An 18,703-nucleotide genomic window follows, 5' to 3' on the forward strand; every position below is an offset into this window, starting at 1 on the left:
TCAGAGATGTGTATAAGAGACAGGTCCTGAATATCGCCCGCGATCAGGCCGGCGCTGACGTACGCGAAGTAGATGCCGACGAACAGAATCCAGAAGAACGAGTAGATCTCCGCCGCGATGAAGCCCTCGATGGTGTGTAGTTGTTCGATTCCAAATAGCTCGAACATGAACCCGGGGAACGCCTCTTCGAAGACGTCCATCTCCTCCTGAACGCCCGGGAACATCGAGAAGTAGAGCGCCGATAACACCGCGAAGACGGCAAGCAGAATAGCTGACCCACGAACCCGCTTTCTGGATTCGATGCGGAGGATGGCCGTCATGGTCGACTCCTCAGAGATCCCTCCGGACGAAATAGGCAGTCGCGAGCCCCACCAGGACAAGAAAGACCGCGAGGAGGAGTCCGGCGTCGAGGAGGGCGTACTCCTCGTGGACGAGGATTGCCGTCGGATCGTAGTACCGACTCGGCGTCACGGTACCGACCCACTCGAAATCGGGGTTCAGCTGGGCGAGGCCGTCGACGAGCCAGAGAACGAACACCAGCCCCAACGCGGCGGCCTGGGCGGTTTCAACCCGGTCGAGGACGACGGAGAAGACGAGACCGATTCCGGCACAGACGAGCAGGTACGGGACGCCGAGCAGGTGGACCATCGCGAGCGCGATTGGATTGACCGACTCCCCGAGAAGGGACACGCCGAGCAGGAGCGTGCCGAGCAAGGCGAGCGACAGCGCGACCAGTGGAACCCACAGCGCCCCGATCTTCTGGAGAACGACCGATTCGCGAGAGACGGCACTCGAGAGGGTGAGATCCATGCGTCGCGTTCGAACGTCTCTCGAGATCATGCCGGCGCTGACGTACGCGAAGTAGATTCCAGCGAGGAGCACCCAGACGAACGGGAAGATGTACCCGCCGAGAAAGCCCTCGATCGTGTGGAGCTCTTCGACTCCGAGCAGGGCCAGTATGTACTCTGGGTACACCTCTTCGAACAGCGCTGCCTCCTCCTGGATACTCGGGAAGACGACGAGAAAGAACGCCGACAGAACGACGAGCAGGCCGGTCAGCGTCAGCGTTCCGCGCAGCAGCCGCCCGGACTCGGTGCGCAAGATTGCGGTCATCCGATCTCCTGGGAGTCAGTCCCGTAGTAGTGTTTGAACACCTCGTCCAGCTGTGGATCGCCGATATCGACGTCCGTCACGTCGTACTGCACGAGGTGCTCGAGTAGCTCGATCGACTCTCCCGTATAGGTAAATCGAGCCGTTCGGTCGACGAGTTCGACGTCGATCATCTCCGTCGTGACGAACTGGTCCGGATCGACTGGTCCCGCGAGTTGCACTCGGACGTCCTTCCCGCCTCGCTCGAGTAACTCCTCGATGGTCTCGAGTGCAACTAGCTCGCCGTCGCGGATGATCCCGACGCGGTCACAGACGCGCTGGACTTCGCTGAGAACGTGTGAGGAGAAGAAGATGGTCGTTCCAGCGTCGCGTTCGTCCTCGAGAAAGCGGTGCAACCGATCCTGCTTGAGCGGATCCAGGCCCGACGTTGGTTCGTCCATGATCACGAGATCTGGATCGTGCATGAACGCCTGGACGATGCCGAGCATCCGGCGATTCCCGTGCGAGTAGGTTTCGACCGGTTTGTCGAGCGGCGGCCGAAACAGCTCCAGCAGTTCGTCCCGTCGCTCGTCACCCCGCAGTCGGGCGAAGTACTCGAGTACCTGGCGGCCAGTTAGCCGTTCTTCGAACCCGAGCGTGTCAGGGAGATAGCCGACGTTGGCTTTGGCTCGGGTAAGGGCTCGTCGGTCGCGAATATCTGCACCGAGCACCGTTGCAGTGCCGGAAGTCGGCTTGAGCAGGCCGAGGAGGAGCCGGATCGTCGTCGTCTTCCCTGCGCCGTTCGGTCCGAGGTAGCCGAATATCTCGCCGGGTTCGACGGCGAAGCTGACCGCGTCGTTGGCCATGACGTCGCCGTATTGCTTGGTGAGACCGTCTAGCCTGATTGTGGCTGTGTCGGCAGTGGGTTCAGCCTCGCGTGCCGCAGTCTGGCCAGACATGAGTTGTCCTCTCGGGGTGTGACGTGGTCGGATGCCGCGACGTGCTATGCTACGCGACTCGACATCGTCACCGGGCATAAACTCCTGTCTCCCCTGCTACGACTGTTCACCTTCCCAACGGAACTGAGTGGGAAACAGGCCGTGCCGTCTGTCCCCGTTAGAACGCCGTGTCGGTTGCCGTCGTCAGTCGTCGCGTAGTCGCGTAGCGGCCACTAGTGAGGGAGCAACAACTGCTGAGATAGTGGTCAAACGATCGTTTCAGTTAGCCGTACTGTTTTGTTATCGAATTGCGTCAGTGACTGCATGGACAAACTCGATCGACGCCACCTGCTCGGACTCAGTGCGGCAGGCTTCGGGGCCGTTGTCGGCTGTCTGGACAGCAACCCGGAGGCAACGGCAGAGAACGGCTCGGACGAGCCAGATGGGAACGGCAGCGAGGGCGAAGATGGAGACGGAGACGAGAACGCGAGCGGAGACGAAGACAGGAACGGAACCGAAACCGCCCAGCACCCACCCTGTCCCGACTACGGCGATTCAGTCGACCGTGTCGTCTGCTACGACGCCATCGACCCCGAAACCGAACCCACGTACCTCGAGCCGTCGGCTCGGACCGTCGAGGAGGGAACAACGGTCGAGTTCACCCTCACGAACGATTCGGACGAGACCCTGGCGACGAACTTCTACAACTGGCGCGTCGACAAGTACGTCGACGGCGAGTGGTACCGGGTTGCGCCGCTCGGACATCCCGATCCGCTGATGTACGTCGAACCCAGCGAGCAACATACCTGGACTGTCACCCCCGATAACGACGGTATACTGGACAGCGACCGAATCGCGTCGGGCGGCGGAACGGAGGAACTGACGCTCGTCGGCGTCGGATCAGGGACGTACGCTTTCCGCGCTCGCGGCTGGTTCGAAGACAGCCGTGACGACGAAATCCTGGCGTTCGCGACGACGTTCGAACTCGAGTCCGCTGACCTCACACTCGAGTCGACGGACGCGATCGAGGAGGTCGAACTCGAGTCGGGTGACGATATCGACGGTGACAGCAACGACGCCGGCGATGATGATGGCGACAGTGCTGACGAAGATAGTGACACACTTGTCGCACACTCCACCCGTGGTGACTCCGACGACGAGTATCATCGTCTCGCCGCGTTCGAACTCGAGGTGGTCGACGAACCGAGCGACGAGGGCAATGCAGATCCCCAGCACGTCATTACGGAGCAACTGCTTCGGTTCGAACAGCTCTGGGATGCGATCGCGCTCGCGGACGAACACGACGTCTCCGCGGTTCGTCTCGAGGAGTACGACGCGACGTATCCGGTCTTCGGGCGTGGTTCAGACGGACTCTACGAGTACCAGGGAGAGTACTACCGTGTTCGAACACGGGAACTCGAGGAGTGACCGGAGCAAGAATAACGAGGGACTGGTCAGGCTGTCGCGTGCTGTTGTTCGAGTGCAGCCTCGCACTGTTTCGCCCGAATCGCGAGCGCGAGAAACAGCGCGAGCAGCGTGAACGTCACCTCGCCGGCGGCGATGACCCCGAGTGCATCGGCCTGCAGGAACATTGGTTCGTCTCGCGCGACGGGAATCGCGGTGTGATGAGGGTCGCCGACGATTGGGATGAAGTAGTCGACGAGTAGGTTGCTCGTATACCAGCCGAGCGCGACTGCGACACCCCAGACGGGAAAGTCAGTGATCCGGTAGAGGACGAGCGCCTGGACGACCATCCCGAGGTGGCTCCAGAAGAGGAACTGGAACATCAGCGGATGGAGATACGAGTAGGAGTCGTAGAACGCGAGCAGGGTGTACGGCGTCCAGAGCCCGAGGATGACGTTCCCGAAGAACGCGAGTGCGGTTAGCCACGGCAGCTCGTAGCCCAGTTTCCAGGCGGCGATAGCCAGTGCGATGAACAGCGTCGCCATCGGACTGTCCGGCACCCAGGGCCACATCACGGCCGGCGTCTGGGCGAACTGTCCCGAGTAGTACCAGAAGCCAAAGACCGTCCCGAGGAGGTTGATCGCCACGACGAGCCAGGCGAATCTGAGTCCGAGGTTCTCGAGTAGCCGCGGGACTGGCGCGAGGTATCGCGGCAACCGGTCGTGGTCGCGATCGCGAATCTGCGGCCTGGTCGACGTTGACATCGATTCTGTCCGGTTCGATGGGATGAATCCGCAAAACAGTAGCGGTTAACGTCAGCGGCGGATTTTCCGAACCATGTCCAAATAATGGTGTGGATAGGAGAACTGTGGTTGAAAGTAGACCATTCTTATAAACGAGTTATAACTAACGGCTCGTCCGCAACAGATACGCGTAAGTGCCATGGGTGAAAACGCCACACTATGGCAGAGACCACAGATCTCGAGGAACTTCGACGTGGGACCGATCTCATCAAGCGCGGCTTCGCACAGATGCAAAAGGGCGGCGTCATCATGGACGTCGTCAACCCCGAACAGGCCCGTATCGCCGAAGACGCGGGTGCAGTCGCCGTCATGGCACTAGAAGCAGTGCCAGCAGACATCCGCAAACGCGGCGGCGTCGCCCGGATGGCAGATCCAGCAGACGTCGAGGAAATCGTCAACGAAGTGTCGATCCCGGTGATGGGGAAGGCCCGAATCGGACACACGAAAGAAGCACAGATACTCGAGTCCGTCGGCGTTGACATGATCGACGAGTCGGAGGTGCTCACTCCCGCAGACGACGCCTACCACATCGATAAGCGCGACTTTACGGCTCCGTTCGTCTGTGGTGCGCGCAACCTCGGTGAAGCGCTTCGCCGGATCGAGGAGGGAGCGGCGATGATCCGGACGAAGGGCGAAGCCGGCACCGGCGACGTGAACCAGGCTGTCCACCACCAGCGGACGATCAAAGGGGAGATCCGCCAACTGGAGGGAATGAAGCACGAGGAACGCGAGGCCTACGCCCGCGAGATCGAAGCACCTGCGGAACTCGTTCACGAAACGGCCGAGATGGGGCGTCTCCCGGTCGTCAACTTCGCCGCTGGCGGTATCGCGACGCCCGCAGACGCGGCGCTCATGATGCACCACGAGTGTGACGGCATCTTCGTGGGCAGCGGTATCTTCGGCGCAGAGAACCCGCCAGTGATGGGCGAGGCAATTGTCGAGGCTGTGAACAACTGGGACGAGCCGGACGAACTCGCAGAGATTTCGAAGAACCTCGGCAAGGGGATGAAAGGCGACGCGAACGTCGATCTCCCCGAGGAAGAGAAACTCCAGGACCGCGGCGTCTAAAAAGAACACCCCTCGAACTCGGCAGTGGGTTGCGGGAGGTCGAACGGCGAACGACGGAACGCGACGAGTCTCGTTGCAGACGACGCGGGCAGTCAGTTCCGACAGTTCGTCACGTTACTTCGTCTTTGCTTTGTCCTTCTCGTCCTTCTTGTCGTCTTTCGCTCCTGCTTCCTCGGCTGCCTTGCCCTTTCCGTGATCTTTGCCCTTCTTGTGAGCGTCTTTCTTCCCCTTCTTCGTCGGCTTCTTCTTGATTTTGGCCACTGCTCCAGCGTTAACCAGCCCGGCACCCTGCTTTTTCGATGGGAGCCCGAGGTCGGTCGCCGTATCGGTCATGACGTAGCGGGCTTCCTTCGCGGAGTAGCCCTTCGCCATCAGCAGCGCTGCCGTTCCGGTTACGNCCCTGCTTTTTCGATGGGAGCCCGAGGTCGGTCGCCGTATCGGTCATGACGTAGCGGGCTTCCTTCGCGGAGTAGCCCTTCGCCATCAGCAGCGCTGCCGTTCCGGTTACGTGCGGCGTTGCGAACGATGTCCCGGTTGCAACACCGTACTCGCCACTTGGGAGCGTTGAGAGGATCTCGACACCCGGTGCAGCCAGTTCGATCTCGGGGCCGTAGTTCGAGAACTCCGCGAAGCCATCGTCCGGCGTCGTCGCACTCACTGCGACGACTTCTTTTGCGGATGCCGGATAGGAGACCTCCTCGCCGCCGTTGCCGGCCGAGGAGACCATCAGAAGGCCACGCTTGTGTGCGAACTGAATCGCCCGCTGGACGAGCGGCGAGTACGGCCCGCTCAGACTCATGTTGGCGACATCACAGCCCTTGATCGCAGACCAGATGATCCCCATTGCAACGTCGGAGGCGTAGCCGACACCGTCCTGGTTCAGTACCTTCACGGCGTGGAGCGTCGACTTCGGTGCAACACCGACGACGCCGAAGTCGTTGTCGGCTGCAGCGATCGTTCCGGCAACGTGCGTGCCGTGGCCGTTGTCGTCAACCCAGTTGATCTCGGGATAGCCAACCGCGCGGTTGTACGCGATACCGTCGCCGATATTCCCGGCGAGATCCGGATGGGTCGGGTCGATTCCAGTGTTGATCACTGCAACGTTCGCACCCTTTCCGCGCTTGCCCGCGGCGCTGGCTTTCCGGGCACCGATTCGTTCGACACCCCAGGGAACGACCTGTCCACTCCCGTTGTCGGTATCATCGTTCGTATCCGAGCCGGCGTAGTAGGTCTGGTCCACCGCAACGAAATCGATATGACCGGACTCCGCGAGTGCCTCCATCTCCTCGAGTGTCGACTCGACAGTGAGGGTGTTCACGGAGTGAATCGCGTGGATCACGTTGTCCGCCGCGTCCTTGGTTTGCGTTTCTCCCATCTCGGTCGCGTATCCGACGTTGAACCGACTCGGCTCATCGCCCGAGTCAGCCTGTACGCTCGATACGCTCGCGAGCCCGCCCAGAGCGATTCCCGCACCGCTGACCGCTTTGAGCACGTTCCGTCGACCGGTACCGTTGTGCGTCATTTCATCCGACATGACAGTCGCACCCAGAATATCGACGTAAATTGTATAATCCCGTCTACCAATCAGTATCCGAAACCTGAACTACTCGAGTACAACACTCACTTCGAATCTAACGTGCTGACAGAATCGAGCGCCGCGTATCGAGACGATAGGTTGGCGTACGTGAAGGTTTCGCCACGATAAACGGTAAATACTCCACAAACAGCGGCCAGCAGCGAGTAGCAGTCCACTCAGCGATTCTCGCCGCCGGTCTTCCACCAGGCCTGAAGTGGCGGCAAGAGCCCCATACACCAGGCTAGGAGCAGCGTACAGTAGGTGACGAGCGCACCACAGCCAAGCGAGAGGACCACGACCGGAGCGAGCCATGTCCCACCAACTGCGAGCAGCATTGTGAGTACGAGCGCCCCGAACTGGACCGACCAGTGCTCCCAGTACTGGCGAACGTGCGCCGGATCGCGAGCCGCGAGTAACTCAAAGCCGACCGTGAGCATGCCGCCGCCGGCGAACAACAGCGGCGAGAGCGACGTGTCAGTTGCCAGCGCAAGGACGGCACCAATCGCGAGGGTGAGCACGGCAAGCGCGGCGTCGACTCGAGTACCCATTGCTGTGTCTGTGGCGGTATGCAGTACAGAGGGGATAGCGGTATCGCTGTAGAGTTGTATAGTGGTGTTGGAACCGTTACAGGTCAATCCGGACGAGCAACGAGCCAATCGGAGAACACCACACGCCGATCAGGAACGGTCGCCATAGACGTGCGTTCCCTCGCCGATCGCCGTCTGGTAGGCACGACTCTCGATTCCTGCGTCGTCGAACGCATCGAGCATCGCGCCGGCGACCGCGCCGCGGTCCGACTCGGTCCGGCAAATCGCGAGGATGGCAGGGCCGGCACCGCTGACGGTGACGCCAGTCGCACCGGACTCGAGTGCGGCCTCGCGGACGGTGTCGTAGCCGTCGATCAGGGCGCTGCGCTCGGGGGTAACGATTTCGTCTGCCATGCCGCGACCGACGAGTTCGGGATCGTTGCGCGTCATGCCGACGGTGAGGGTGGCGGCGTGGCCGACGGTGTCGACGACATCGCCGAGTCGGGCCTGCTCGGGGACGACGCCGCGTGCGTCGCGTGTCGAGACGGTTGTCTCGGGCAGGCAGACGACGACGGGGAGCGACGCATCGACCTGCGTGATCCCGTCGTCGGTGACGATGACGAAGCCGCCGAGCAGCGACGGGGCGACGTTGTCGGCGTGAGCCGTGCCGGAGACGATCGCTTCGCCCTCGGCGGCGATGGGAACGAGTTCCTTTCGAGAGAGACCGCGGTCGTAGAGTTCGTTGAGGGCGACGGCAGCGCCCGCTGCGCTGGCAGCCGAGGACCCAAGGCCGGAGGACGGCCGGACGCCTTTGTCGATCTCGATGTGTGCGGGTGCGTCGAGTGCTTCCGCGACGGCACCGACGGTGTTCTTCGCTGGATCTTCGGGAATGTACTCGCTGCCAGTTCCGGTCACGGTGATCGTCGTTTCGGTGGCACGTGACACCCGGACGATGTCGGCGGGTGCGCCGAGCGCGACGCCGAAGACGTCGAAGCCGCTCCCCAGGTTTGCGCTCGTCGCTGGAGCCCGCACGGTGAGCATGGCGAATCATTGCGACACAGCAGGCAAAAAGGTAGCGGAGCGCGGTCGTCGACTGGCTCCGGTGGTTGCAACGGTTCTGGCCGTTGTGACGCGTGTCCGCTGAACGCGCTACTCGGTTGGCCAGGACGTTATTCGTTACTCGTCACTCGTCGTCCGATGTGTTGTCGAACGTGAAGACGTCCTCGGCCTCGTCATTGCCGTCTTCAGCCTCGACGTCCGCGGTCTCGTTCTCGTTCTCGCTCTTGACCTCGTCCTCGGAACGGTCCGAGCCGGTGTCGGCATCGCCATCGTCACCATCATCATCGCCATCGCCTTCGACACCCTCGGCACCCACATCCGCTCTCTCCGACCCACTGACAGGGCCGAGCGGATCGCCGCCAGTGCTCGAACTCGAGTCCAGTTCGATCTCGCCGTCGGCACCCTCGTCACCGCCCGCCTCGACGGCGAGTGGATCTGGCTGGTCCTCGACCGTGGCTGCATCGCGACTGTCCGCTGCGGTCGATTCGTCGGCGGACTCGAACGCTGTCTCCTCGTCGAACGTGATGCCGGCATCCGCGTCGGTGTCCGCATCCGTGTCGGTGGCCACGCCGTCGCCGAGATCGAGTGCCGACCGTCCGGCCTCGAGATCGACGTCCGGATCGAGTTCGGCCTCCTCGACGTCGGTGTCAAACCGGTCGAGGGCTGCCGAAAGCTGGCCGGACTGCTGGGAGAGGTTCGACGCCGAGTTCGTGACCTCCGTCAGCGCCGTCGTCTGCTCTTCGGCGGCTGCCGCGACGTTCTCCGCTTCGCTCGTCGTCTCCTCGGAGACCGTCGCTGCGTCGTCGACCATCGCGACGACTTCCTGGGTCGAGGCCGCCTGCTGTTCCGTCGCCGCCGAAATCTCCTGGACGCCGACGTTCGTCTCGCGGGCGAGTTCCGCAATCTCCTCCAGCGCATCCACTGCTTCTTGCACCTGCTGCCCGGCGTCGACGATATCCGAACTCGTCCCCTGCACTTCCGCGGCCGATTGTTCCGTTCGTTCGCGGATGGACTCGAGTCGGTCCTCGGCTTCGTCGGCGGCTTCGGCAACGNTGTTCCGTTCGTTCGCGGATGGACTCGAGTCGGTCCTCGGCTTCGTCGGCGGCTTCGGCAACGTCTTCGGAGAGCGCCTTGACCTCCTTTGCGACGACGGAGAACCCTTCTTCGTCCTCGCCGCTGGCGGAGCGGGAGGCTTCGATATTGGCGTTCAGCGCCAGCATGTTGGTCTGCCGGGCAATTTCCGAAATCGTCGCAATCAACTGGTCGATCTGTTGGACCTCTTCCTCGAGGCGTTCGATTTCGTCGACCGCACCGCCGGCCTCGGCTTCGATCTCGTCCATCGCAGCGATCGCGTCCTGGGCAGCTTCCTGCCCGTCCTGGCCGGTTGTGACCGTTCGCTCGGCGATATCTGCGACCTGATTCGAGGACGCAGCGATCTCTTCGGTCGTGGTCGAGAGCGCGCTCATCTCCTGGTTGACCGACTGCAGCGACTGATTCTGTCGCTCTGCGCCGTCGGAGATTTCCTGAACCGATTCGGTGACCTGCTGAGAGGCCGAGCGAACCTCCTCGCTCGAGGCGGTTACCTGTTCGGAGGCCGTTGCGACGTCCGTTGCGAACTGGCTCAGTTCCGCGACGGTTTGCTCGATCTCCTCGAGCATGACGTTGAAGTCCGTCGCGATATCGGCCATCGCCTCGTTGTCGGTCTCGGTGTCCATTCGAGCGGTAAGGTCACCGTCGGCGGCGGCCTCCATTACGTCGCTGTACGCATCAGCCGTTCGCTCGAGTTCGTCGTTGATCTCGGCGATGCGTTCGCGTTCGTGTTCGGCCTCCTCACGCGCAGTTTCAGCTTCGTCGATCGTTTCAACGAGCGAACCGCGCATGTCATCGAACGAGTCGTAGAGAACGCCGATTTCGTCGATACGTGTAGATTCGACGGTCGTATCGTACTCGCCGTCTCTAATCGCCACCGCACGGTCGGAGAGATCACTCAGCGATCGGGCGGTGTTCCGGCCGAGAATCGTCCCGAAGAGACCAATGAGTGCAACCCCGGCGAAGGTGATCAGCAGGCCGAACTGGGTTGCGCTGTTGGCAAAGCCGAGCGCGTCCGCTTCATCCGTGTGAACGAGGACGGTCCACCCGTCACCAGTCGTGTAGTAGCCGGCGACGTACCCCTCTGGATCGAAGTTGTACGGCTCGCTCTGGAGTGTCTCGCCTGGCGGACTGTCGACGCGGATCGAGCCGCGTGCGTCCTCCTGGCTCGCCTCGAGAACGCCGTTTGCATCCTCGTACTCCATGAGGAACGTCTGTTCCTCTTCACCCATGTTGCCGCCGAGATAGGCGTCGTCGCCGACGATCTGTCCCTGTTCGTCGACAACAGTGAGAACCGTTCCCGAGTCAGCCGCAGAGACCATCCCCGTCGAGCGCTCGGCGAGATCAAAGCTAAAGATCAACGCTCCGTCGCCGCCATCGACGCCGATGTAGTAGGAGACAACCGCCTGCTCGTCGGTCGCAAGCCCGGTCTGGTCCGGCGTCGCGTACGGCTCCGTGCGCTGGACGAGGTTCGTCGAGAGGTCCTCGTTGAGTTCGTCCGTATCAGGGAACTCGAGTTCCTCCACCGTCTCGGCATCGCTACCGATACCGGTGAGAACCTCACCGGACTCCGTGTCGACATAGAGCGCGTTGATACGCGCTTCAGAGAGATCGTAGTAGACGCTCTCGAGATAGGAGTCGATCGCCGCCACGTCACCGCTCTCAGTTACCGGCGCATCAGCCGTCGTGGCAACCTGATTCTCGTTCTGTGTGAGCCACTCCTCGAGTGCGACTCCTTCCTGGTACGCTGCATCCTCTCGCTCATCGAGCGACGTAGCCTCGACGTTTTCCGTGAGTAACGTCGTCGAAACCAATCCGAGGCCTCCGATCGAGAGCCCGAGGACGAGGAAGACGATACCAAACTTCACTGCGAAACTTCGTCTGATGAACGACGGTATGAGACGCCGTCCCTTCCACACCATAGGTGCTAACGATAAGCAATGTACTTAATTCTTATCGTTAAACGTGATTATCAGTGGATACTACACCAGTCGCGTGGATTGAACAAAATAATCGGCTGGAACGAATTGCCCACTTCGTATAATTTGTGCGACATACACAGCCGTTCAATCGAACACACAAATCGATGCTACCGACCGTCCAGCGAACGCGTTACTCCTCGTCTGGCGTGTTTCCGAACGTGAACACGTCGTCGGTGTGAGCCCCGTCTTCGCCGTCGCCGTCGCGCTCGTCGTCCCCGTCCTCGTCTTCGTCTTCATCCAAGGCGACCTCGTCAGCTCCGTGCGCGCTCTCGGCTTCGTCCTCGCCGTCAGTGTCGCCCAACTCGCTCTTGGTACCCCACTCGTTGTCCGCCTCCGAACCGATGGCAGCCGCGGACTCCGCATCCTCATCTGCACCGTCGACCGGCCCGAGCGGATCAGCGCGGGTACTCGAGTCCGGTTCGTCGAGAGCGCTGTCGTCGGCAGGTTCGGGTGGTGTGCCAGCGTCGTCGGAGTGAGTCCCCGAGTCGGTATCCGACTCGAGTGACTCCAACGGCGAGTCGAACGCTGTCGACGCCGTATTTTGATCGAGTGCGAGTGGATCAGAGTCGTCGGCGTCTGGAGCAAGCGGGTCGGATTGTTCGGTATCTTCGGTATCTTCGGGAAGCGAGTCAGACTGTTCGGTATCTTCGGCAAGTGAATCAGACTGCTCAGTACCTTCGGCAAGCAGGTCAGATTCCTCGACAGGATCGGCGAGCAGATCTGACTGCTCGGCAGGTTCACTGCGCTCTGTCTCGGAGTCGACTGGATCGAGCAGGTCATCCGTCGTAGTCGACTCGTCGACGGATTCGAACGCTGTCTCCTCGTCGAACGTGATGCCGGTGTCTGGGTCCGTATCCGCGTCTACGCCACCGTCCACGTCTACATCCCCGTCCGCATCTGTGTCATCACTCACAGCATCCACGTCATCGCCGAGATCGAGTGTCGTCTGTTCGCCCTCGAGATCCACGTCCGGATCGAGTTCGGCCTCCTCGACATCGGTCTTGAACCGGTCGAGCGCCGCTGAAAGCTGGCCGGACTGCTGGGAGAGGTTCGACGCCGAGTTTGTGACCTCCGTCAGTGCCGTCGTCTGCTCTTCGGCCGCCGCTGCGACGTTCTCCGCTTCGGTCGTCGTCTCCTCGGAAACCGTCGCCGCGTCGTCGACCATCGCGACGACCTCCTGGGTCGAGGCCGCCTGCTGTTCCGTCGCCGCCGAAATCTCCTGGACGCCGACGTTCGTCTCACGGGCGAGTTCCGCAATCTCCTCTAATGCCTCGACTGCCTCCTGGACGCGCTCGCCAGCGTCGACAATATCCGAACTCGTCCCCTGCACTTCCGCGGCCGATTGTTCCGTTCGTTCGCGGATGGACTCGAGTCGGTCCTCGGCTTCGTCGGCGGCTTCGGCAACGTCTTCGGAGAGCGCCTTGACCTCCTTNTGTTCCGTTCGTTCGCGGATGGACTCGAGTCGGTCCTCGGCTTCGTCGGCGGCTTCGGCAACGTCTTCGGAGAGCGCCTTGACCTCCTTCGCGACGACGGAGAACCCTTCTTCGTCCTCGCCGCTGGCGGAACGGGAGGCTTCGATGTTGGCGTTCAGCGCCAGCATATTGGTCTGTCGGGCAATTTCCGAAATCGTTGCGATCAGTTGGTCGATCTGCTGGACTTCCTCCTCGAGGCGTTCGATCTCGTCGACTGCATCGCCGGCCTCGGTTTCGATCTCGTCCATTGCCGCCATTGCACCACGAGCAGCCTCCTGACCGGTCTGGCCGGTCGACACCGTCTGTTCGGCGATGTCCGCGACCTCGTTTGAGGAGGCGGCAATCTCCTCCGTCGTGGTCGAGAGCGCGCTCATTTCCTGGTTGACCGATTGGAGCGACTGATTCTGTCGCTCTGCGCCGTCGGAAATCTCCTGAATCGACTCGGTGACCTGCTGGGAAGCCGAGCGGACCTCCTCGCTCGAAGCGGTCACCTGTTCGGAGGCCGTTGCAACGTCCGTTGCGAACTGACTCAGTTCCGCGACGGTTTGCTCGATCTCCTCGAGCATGACGTTGAAGTCCGTCGCGATGTCGGCCATCGCCTCGTTGTCGGTGCCACCCTCGATTCGAGCGGTAAGGTCACCGTCGGCAGCGGCCTCCATTACGTCGCTGTACTCGTCGGCGGTCCGCTCGAGTTCGTCGTTGATCTCGGCGATGCGTTCGCGCTCGCGTTCGGCCTCTTTGCGGGCGGTTTCGGCCTCGTCGATCTGCTCGCGGAGTGCGGCGCGCATGGAGTTGAAGCCGTCGTAGAGCCGGCCGATGTTGTCGATGCGCTTGGTTTCGAGGTCGACGTCGAGGTCACCGTCTTCCATCTGACCGGCCTTGTCCGTCAGGCGATCGATCGAAACGGCCGTGTTCCGGCCGAGCACCGCTCCGACCATCCCGATCATGAGGACGCCGACGATCGTTGCGATGTATCCCCAGTCGTTGACCGTGTTGACGAAGCCGTAGGCCTGATCGGTCGGTTCGTGCGTCAGGACGACCCAGTCAGTGCCGTAGACGCGGGCCGAACTGACGACGTACTCGTCAGTGTCGAAGTCGTAGGTGTCGAGAACGCTCGCGCCGTTGCCCGACACCTCCCACGTGCTCGCACCCTCCGTTCGCGCGGTGTCGAGGAGGGTGTCGTCGCCGCCGTAGGCTTCGCCGAGTGCCGCGTAGTCGTCGCCGTAGCCGGCGTTGTCGAGAACGACCTCGTCGTTGTCGTCGACGACGACGGTCGCGACCTGTTCACCGTCCTGGAACTGGCCGCCGTAGGCCTCGAGTTCGGCCGTGTAGACGATTGCTCTGTCGTCCTGCCCGGGAACGGTCAGTACGTACGTGATGACCGCGGCATCCTCGCCAAGTTCGCCGTCGAGAACGTACGGTTCAGAAACCCAGGGGACTTCAGCCGTCGCCTCGTCGAAGGCAGTTTCAGGAACGGACTCGAGTTCGTCCGTCGACGCGCCGCGGACATCGCTGTCGGTGCTTGCGACGATTGCACCCTCGTCGGTGTCGGCGTAGCTGATCGAGAAGATATCGGCGTCGAGGTGTTCTTCCCAGTCGAGCAACCGTTGTTCGATCGCGGCTGGCTCGTCACTCGCGACGACGTCCGAGTGTGCGAACGTCGCGATTGTCTGTTCGTTCTGTTCGTTCCACATCTGGAGTCCCTGTGCTTCCTGTCCGGCGAAGGATGTCTGATCGGCCTGGACGCGCTCTTCGACCTCGTGTGTGATACCAGCGGTTGCCACGAACCCGATCAGCCCCACCGAAAGTCCGAGCACCAGTAACGCGATACCGAACTTGACCGCGTACCGGCGTCGGATCGCTGCAGGTACTACTCGTCGGAGATCCATCGATATGCAACGCGTGTGATCGTTCCCACATAAATTGTCATTTGAGAGTATCAGTTCCGATAATCGGCCAGAAATGCAGTAATTACCAGTGTTTGCTGAACACGTCGGCGATATCGGAGCACACTACGGACGGTTGTAACCCTCATACATACGTTGTTACTACACTGTTAGTTTCAGGAAACAGTCCTATCAACTCCGCGGGAGCCACGGGTGTGTCACCTGTTCACCTCCGGAACCGTTAAGAAATCTAGGTCGAAAGGACATTCCAGTATGACTGACTCTACCGGGGACCGGTCGACTTCGTCACCAGTCAGTGGGGAACACAGGGAGACAGCGACACAGCAGGGGCAGGCGGACGGCGACAAGAGTGGGGCTCGGTCGCTCCGCCGTCGTCGATTTTTGCAGGCAACCGCTGCGACGACCGCAACGGCCTCGCTCGCCGGCTGTACGGACAGCTACGAGACGCTCGTCGAGAGCGCAACGTCCAACGAGGACGACGACACCGTCACGATCGGCGTTCTCGCACCAAATCCGGACAGCGACTTCATCGGTCGGTCGATGGCACAGGCGGCACAGGTCGCTGTCGAGGAACTCAACGAAAACGGCGGGATTAACGGCCACGAGGTCGAACTCAGTGTTCGGGATACGAACGCGAGCGCGTCTGAGGCCCGTCGACAGTACCAGCAACTCATTCTGGAAGACGGCGCAGTCGCCACGACGGGCGTCTTCGACAGCCCCGCGCTCGTCAACATCATGGACGACATCGCCGAACAGGAGACGATTCACCTGACGACGGGTGCAGCAGCCGCACACGCGACACGACTCGTCAACGAGCAGTACGACGAGTACAAGTACCACTTCCGGGTGGGCGTCATCAACGAATTCGACCTCGGACGGGCCAAAATTGACTTCCTCGACGATATGGCCGACGAGATCGGCTGGGAGTCGATCGCCGCGCTCGCGGAGGACTACCAGTGGTCCGAGGGCATCTGGGAGGCGACACAGGATCGACTCGACGACCTCGACCTTGACGTCGTCATGGAGGAACGCTATCCGCCCGCGACGGACGACTTCACCGACCTCTACAGCGAGGCGGCAGCGGAGGGCGCAGACGCCGTGCTCATCACGGCGGCACACACGGGCAACGAGGCCACCCTCGACTGGGCCTATCCGAACCGACCCGAACAGCAACCCCAGCCACAGCCGTTCGCGTTTGGCGGCACGCACGTCCCGATGCAGTTGCCCTCCTACTACGAGCAGACCGACGGTGCCTGCCAATACGGGTTCAGCCAGATCAACGCGACGGCCCAGAGCACCACCGGCGAGCTAACCCAGGAATTCGTCTCGACCTACCAGGACCGATTCGACGGCGAGAGCCCGGTGTACACCGGCTACGGAACCTACGACGCAGTTCTCGTCTACGCCGAAGCTGTCGAAGCCGCCGGAACATTCGACGCCGACGACGTGGTTCCCGAACTCGAGTCCATTCAGTTCTCGGGTGCGTCGGGTCCGGTCGAGTTCTACGATCCGACCCACGAGTTCGCCCACGACCTCGCCTACGAGGCGAGCGACCCGCTGTACTTCCAGTGGCAAGAAGACGACGACGGAACGGGCGTACAGGAGATTATCTGGCCGGAAGAAGAGGCGACGAGCCAGTATCAGTCGCCAGCGTGGCTCCAGTCCCCGAGTCCCTAGTTCCTAGCCCTTAGCCGCTAATCGCGGCTCCCGTCACCGCTGGATCCAGACTCACCGTTACTGTCATCGGCGTCGGCAACCGTCTCCCCACTCACGCCGACCGCCTGTGAGACATCGACGTCTTCCGGTTCTTCCTGTCCGCCAACGACGAGTTCGCCAGACTCCGTTTCGACGTAGACGTCGTCCGCGAATCCGCCCTCCGCATGTGGGTGTTCGGGGTCCTCGAGTTTCTCGGGCGTCGAGGGCGCTTTAGTCAGCCCTTCCGGTGGTTTGAACTGGCCGAGTGGCTCGTCGATCGTGATATCCCAGCGCTCGAAGAACTCCCGGTAGCGATCGTAGTGAGCCTCGACCTCGTCCGTCGGAAACTCCATCATCTCCGTCCAGCCGTGGTTGTAGAAGTCGAAATTGGCCTGAATGTGCGTAATTTCGCGGGCTTCGGCCTCCGAGTAGCCGTCGTTGAGCGCCCGCAGGTACGTGTCGACTGTCGCCTCAAAGAGGTCGTCGAGGTGGGCCTCGCGCTCGTCGGCGTGCTCGGGGGCAGCTTTCTTCAAAAAGACGCGGGTGTGCAGTCTGACGAGCCCCGATTTGGCGACCGACCGAACGACGGGCGTCTCGAGTGCCGTTCGCGATGCGAAGTGGCGCGCGTTCTGACGGAGTTTCATACGTGACCCATAGTGGTGCGACCCTAAAGAGGCGTTCGGGGCCGCTGTGCCCGCTGCGGATGCGGACCGTGTCTGTTCCCGAACACTATGTTAGCAATGTTCATGTTTAGTAGCGAATCGGTGAAGAACGTTCAGGAATTCGAGATCGAAGGGAAAAATGACTGAGATAGCAATCCACTTTAACCCGCATTACGAACGGTCGGGATATGACAGAGTACGTCATCATCGGAGACGGGATCTCGGGTAGTTCGGCCGCCGAGACCCTCCGGGAGGAAGACCCGGAGTCGACGATCACCGTCATCACCGATGAGGGGGAGCCACTGTATAATCGTATTCTCATCAAAGAGCACGCGAAAGGCAAACTTCCCGAAGCGCCGATCTCGATCCACGACGAGGAGTGGTACGACGAACGCGATATCGAGCTTTCGCTCAACACGCACGTCTCGTCGATCGACGCCGACGAGAACGTTATCCACACCCACGAAGGCGAGGAAATCTCCTACGACAAGCTGCTCGTCGCAACCGGTGGCACGCCGACCCAGCTGCCAGTCGACCACAGCGACGCCGAGGGCATTCACCACTTCTGGACGTTCCAGGACGCCCGCCGAATCCGCGAAAGCGCAGAAGCCGCAGAGAAGGGCGTCATCGTCGGTGCCGGCCTCCTCGGCATCGACTTCGCCGCGGTCTGTGGCGCACAGGGCGTCTCCGGCAAGTACCTGATGCGCGGCGACCGCTGGTGGCGCTACGCGCTCTCGGAAGACGGCGCGGAGATCATGCACGAGGGGATGCGCGATGTCGGCGTCGAACCGGTCTTCGACAGCGGTGTCGACCACTTCGAGACGGACGACGAGGGAACGGTTACGGCCGCCGTCGACCCCAACGGCGAGCGCTACGAGTGTGACTTCGCAGGCGTCGCTATCGGCCTAACGTTCAACACGGAGTTCCTCCGCGGTGTCGACCTCGAGATGGACAACGGCATCGTCGTCGACGAGTACATGCAGACGAACGTCGACGACATCTACGCGGCTGGGGACATCACGCGCTTCTACGACGTGCTGCTCGGCGAGCAGGCCCAGAACGGCTCCTGGGGCTCGGCCAAGGAGCAGGGTCGCGTCGCCGCGGTCAACATGGCTGCAGACGACGAGGACGAGGTCTTCGAGTGGGTCTCCTCGTACTCGATTACGCACTTTGACTTCCCGTTCCTCTCGTTCGGCCACCCGACGATCGGTGACGAGCACGTCGAACGACGCTACAGCGACACCGAGTGGCGCCGCATTGCCTTCAAGGACGGCAAGGTCGTCGGCGGCGTCCTCATCGGCGACCTCTCGCCACAGAGCACGCTCAAGCAGCTCATGCGCGAACAGCGCGAGGTTGCCGACCAGGCAGCGGTACTACTCGAGCAGTCCGTCGACGCTGACAAGCTCGCACCCACACAGGAACAGTAACGGCA

Annotated in this window: 13 protein-coding genes and 2 pseudogenes; 4 read left to right on the forward strand and 11 right to left on the reverse strand. The window is 61.7% G+C overall.

Features of this window, described 5'->3' with window-relative positions; genetic code table 11:
- From C483_RS05970 to C483_RS05980, 3 genes and pseudogenes are all read right to left on the reverse strand, one after another.
- A pseudogene (locus C483_RS05970) lies at positions 1-320 on the reverse strand (ABC transporter permease); the annotation flags it as partial.
- A 10-nt stretch (positions 321-330) separates the two neighbouring features.
- Positions 331-1,113, reverse strand: coding sequence for an ABC transporter permease subunit (locus tag C483_RS05975; protein WP_006652460.1), 783 nt, complete (start codon positions 1,111-1,113; stop codon positions 331-333).
- Positions 1,110-2,048 (reverse strand): ABC transporter ATP-binding protein, encoded by a 939-nt coding sequence (locus C483_RS05980; protein WP_006652461.1) that lies wholly within the window; start codon positions 2,046-2,048, stop codon positions 1,110-1,112. The genes C483_RS05975 and C483_RS05980 overlap by 4 nt, the downstream gene beginning before the upstream one ends.
- Positions 2,049-2,351: 303 nt before the next feature.
- Between C483_RS05980 and C483_RS05985 the strand changes: the two genes are divergently transcribed.
- Complete coding sequence (locus C483_RS05985; protein ID WP_006652462.1) at positions 2,352-3,455, forward strand: hypothetical protein; 1,104 nt, start codon at positions 2,352-2,354, stop codon at positions 3,453-3,455.
- A gap of 26 nt (positions 3,456-3,481) precedes the next feature.
- Here C483_RS05985 and C483_RS05990 read toward each other — a convergent pair whose 3' ends face one another.
- Positions 3,482-4,195, reverse strand: coding sequence for a DUF1405 domain-containing protein (locus tag C483_RS05990; RefSeq protein ID WP_006652463.1), 714 nt, complete (start codon positions 4,193-4,195; stop codon positions 3,482-3,484).
- A gap of 198 nt (positions 4,196-4,393) precedes the next feature.
- On the opposite strand from C483_RS05990, the gene pdxS reads away from it, so the two are divergent.
- Positions 4,394-5,302: a pyridoxal 5'-phosphate synthase lyase subunit PdxS gene (gene pdxS / locus C483_RS05995; protein ID WP_006652464.1), complete on the forward strand. Its 909-nt coding sequence runs from the start codon at positions 4,394-4,396 to the stop codon at positions 5,300-5,302.
- 114 nt (positions 5,303-5,416) lie between these two features.
- On the opposite strand, the gene C483_RS19890 is transcribed toward pdxS, so the two are convergent.
- From C483_RS19890 to C483_RS06020, 6 genes and pseudogenes are all read right to left on the reverse strand, one after another.
- A complete protein-coding gene (locus tag C483_RS19890; protein WP_152419841.1) occupies positions 5,417-5,635 on the reverse strand; it encodes a hypothetical protein in 219 nt (72 codons plus the stop codon).
- Complete coding sequence (locus C483_RS06000) at positions 5,574-6,836, reverse strand: S8 family peptidase (protein WP_006652465.1); 1,263 nt, start codon at positions 6,834-6,836, stop codon at positions 5,574-5,576. The genes C483_RS19890 and C483_RS06000 overlap by 62 nt, the downstream gene beginning before the upstream one ends.
- A 218-nt stretch (positions 6,837-7,054) precedes the next feature.
- Positions 7,055-7,426: a hypothetical protein gene (locus C483_RS06005; RefSeq protein ID WP_006652466.1), complete on the reverse strand. Its 372-nt coding sequence runs from the start codon at positions 7,424-7,426 to the stop codon at positions 7,055-7,057.
- Between the two features lie 129 nt (positions 7,427-7,555).
- Positions 7,556-8,446 (reverse strand): homoserine kinase, encoded by an 891-nt coding sequence (locus C483_RS06010; RefSeq protein ID WP_006652467.1) that lies wholly within the window; start codon positions 8,444-8,446, stop codon positions 7,556-7,558.
- A 142-nt stretch (positions 8,447-8,588) separates the two neighbouring features.
- Positions 8,589-11,475: pseudogene (locus C483_RS06015) on the reverse strand (methyl-accepting chemotaxis protein).
- A 190-nt stretch (positions 11,476-11,665) separates the two neighbouring features.
- Positions 11,666-14,896, reverse strand: a complete 3,231-nt coding sequence (locus C483_RS06020; RefSeq protein ID WP_006652470.1) for a methyl-accepting chemotaxis protein — start codon at positions 14,894-14,896, stop codon at positions 11,666-11,668.
- A 270-nt stretch (positions 14,897-15,166) separates the two neighbouring features.
- Between C483_RS06020 and C483_RS06025 the strand changes: the two genes are divergently transcribed.
- Positions 15,167-16,591, forward strand: coding sequence for an ABC transporter substrate-binding protein (locus tag C483_RS06025; protein ID WP_083860403.1), 1,425 nt, complete (start codon positions 15,167-15,169; stop codon positions 16,589-16,591).
- A 17-nt stretch (positions 16,592-16,608) separates the two neighbouring features.
- Here C483_RS06025 and C483_RS06030 read toward each other — a convergent pair whose 3' ends face one another.
- A complete protein-coding gene (locus tag C483_RS06030; RefSeq protein ID WP_006652472.1) occupies positions 16,609-17,253 on the reverse strand; it encodes a DUF6149 family protein in 645 nt (214 codons plus the stop codon).
- A gap of 206 nt (positions 17,254-17,459) precedes the next feature.
- Between C483_RS06030 and C483_RS06035 the strand changes: the two genes are divergently transcribed.
- On the forward strand, positions 17,460-18,698 hold the full coding sequence (locus tag C483_RS06035) for an NAD(P)/FAD-dependent oxidoreductase (protein ID WP_006652473.1): 1,239 nt from the start codon (positions 17,460-17,462) through the stop codon (positions 18,696-18,698).
- The last annotated feature ends 5 nt before the right edge of the window (positions 18,699-18,703 follow it).

Source organism: Natrialba hulunbeirensis JCM 10989 (genome assembly GCF_000337575.1).
GTDB lineage: Archaea > Halobacteriota > Halobacteria > Halobacteriales > Natrialbaceae > Natrialba > Natrialba hulunbeirensis.

Coding starts and splice junctions, on each gene's coding strand:
- pdxS (WP_006652464.1), top strand. CDS start 4,394: ATGGCAGAGACCACAGATCTCGAGGAACTTCGACGTGGGACCGATCTC.
- C483_RS06030 (WP_006652472.1), bottom strand. CDS start 17,253: ATGAAACTCCGTCAGAACGCGCGCCACTTCGCATCGCGAACGGCACTC.
- C483_RS06025 (WP_083860403.1), top strand. CDS start 15,167: ATGACTGACTCTACCGGGGACCGGTCGACTTCGTCACCAGTCAGTGGG.
- C483_RS06010 (WP_006652467.1), bottom strand. CDS start 8,446: ATGCTCACCGTGCGGGCTCCAGCGACGAGCGCAAACCTGGGGAGCGGC.
- C483_RS06035 (WP_006652473.1), top strand. CDS start 17,460: ATGACAGAGTACGTCATCATCGGAGACGGGATCTCGGGTAGTTCGGCC.
- C483_RS05980 (WP_006652461.1), bottom strand. CDS start 2,048: ATGTCTGGCCAGACTGCGGCACGCGAGGCTGAACCCACTGCCGACACA.
- C483_RS19890 (WP_152419841.1), bottom strand. CDS start 5,635: ATGACCGATACGGCGACCGACCTCGGGCTCCCATCGAAAAAGCAGGGT.
- C483_RS05990 (WP_006652463.1), bottom strand. CDS start 4,195: ATGTCAACGTCGACCAGGCCGCAGATTCGCGATCGCGACCACGACCGG.
- C483_RS06005 (WP_006652466.1), bottom strand. CDS start 7,426: ATGGGTACTCGAGTCGACGCCGCGCTTGCCGTGCTCACCCTCGCGATT.
- C483_RS05985 (WP_006652462.1), top strand. CDS start 2,352: ATGGACAAACTCGATCGACGCCACCTGCTCGGACTCAGTGCGGCAGGC.
- C483_RS05975 (WP_006652460.1), bottom strand. CDS start 1,113: ATGACCGCAATCTTGCGCACCGAGTCCGGGCGGCTGCTGCGCGGAACG.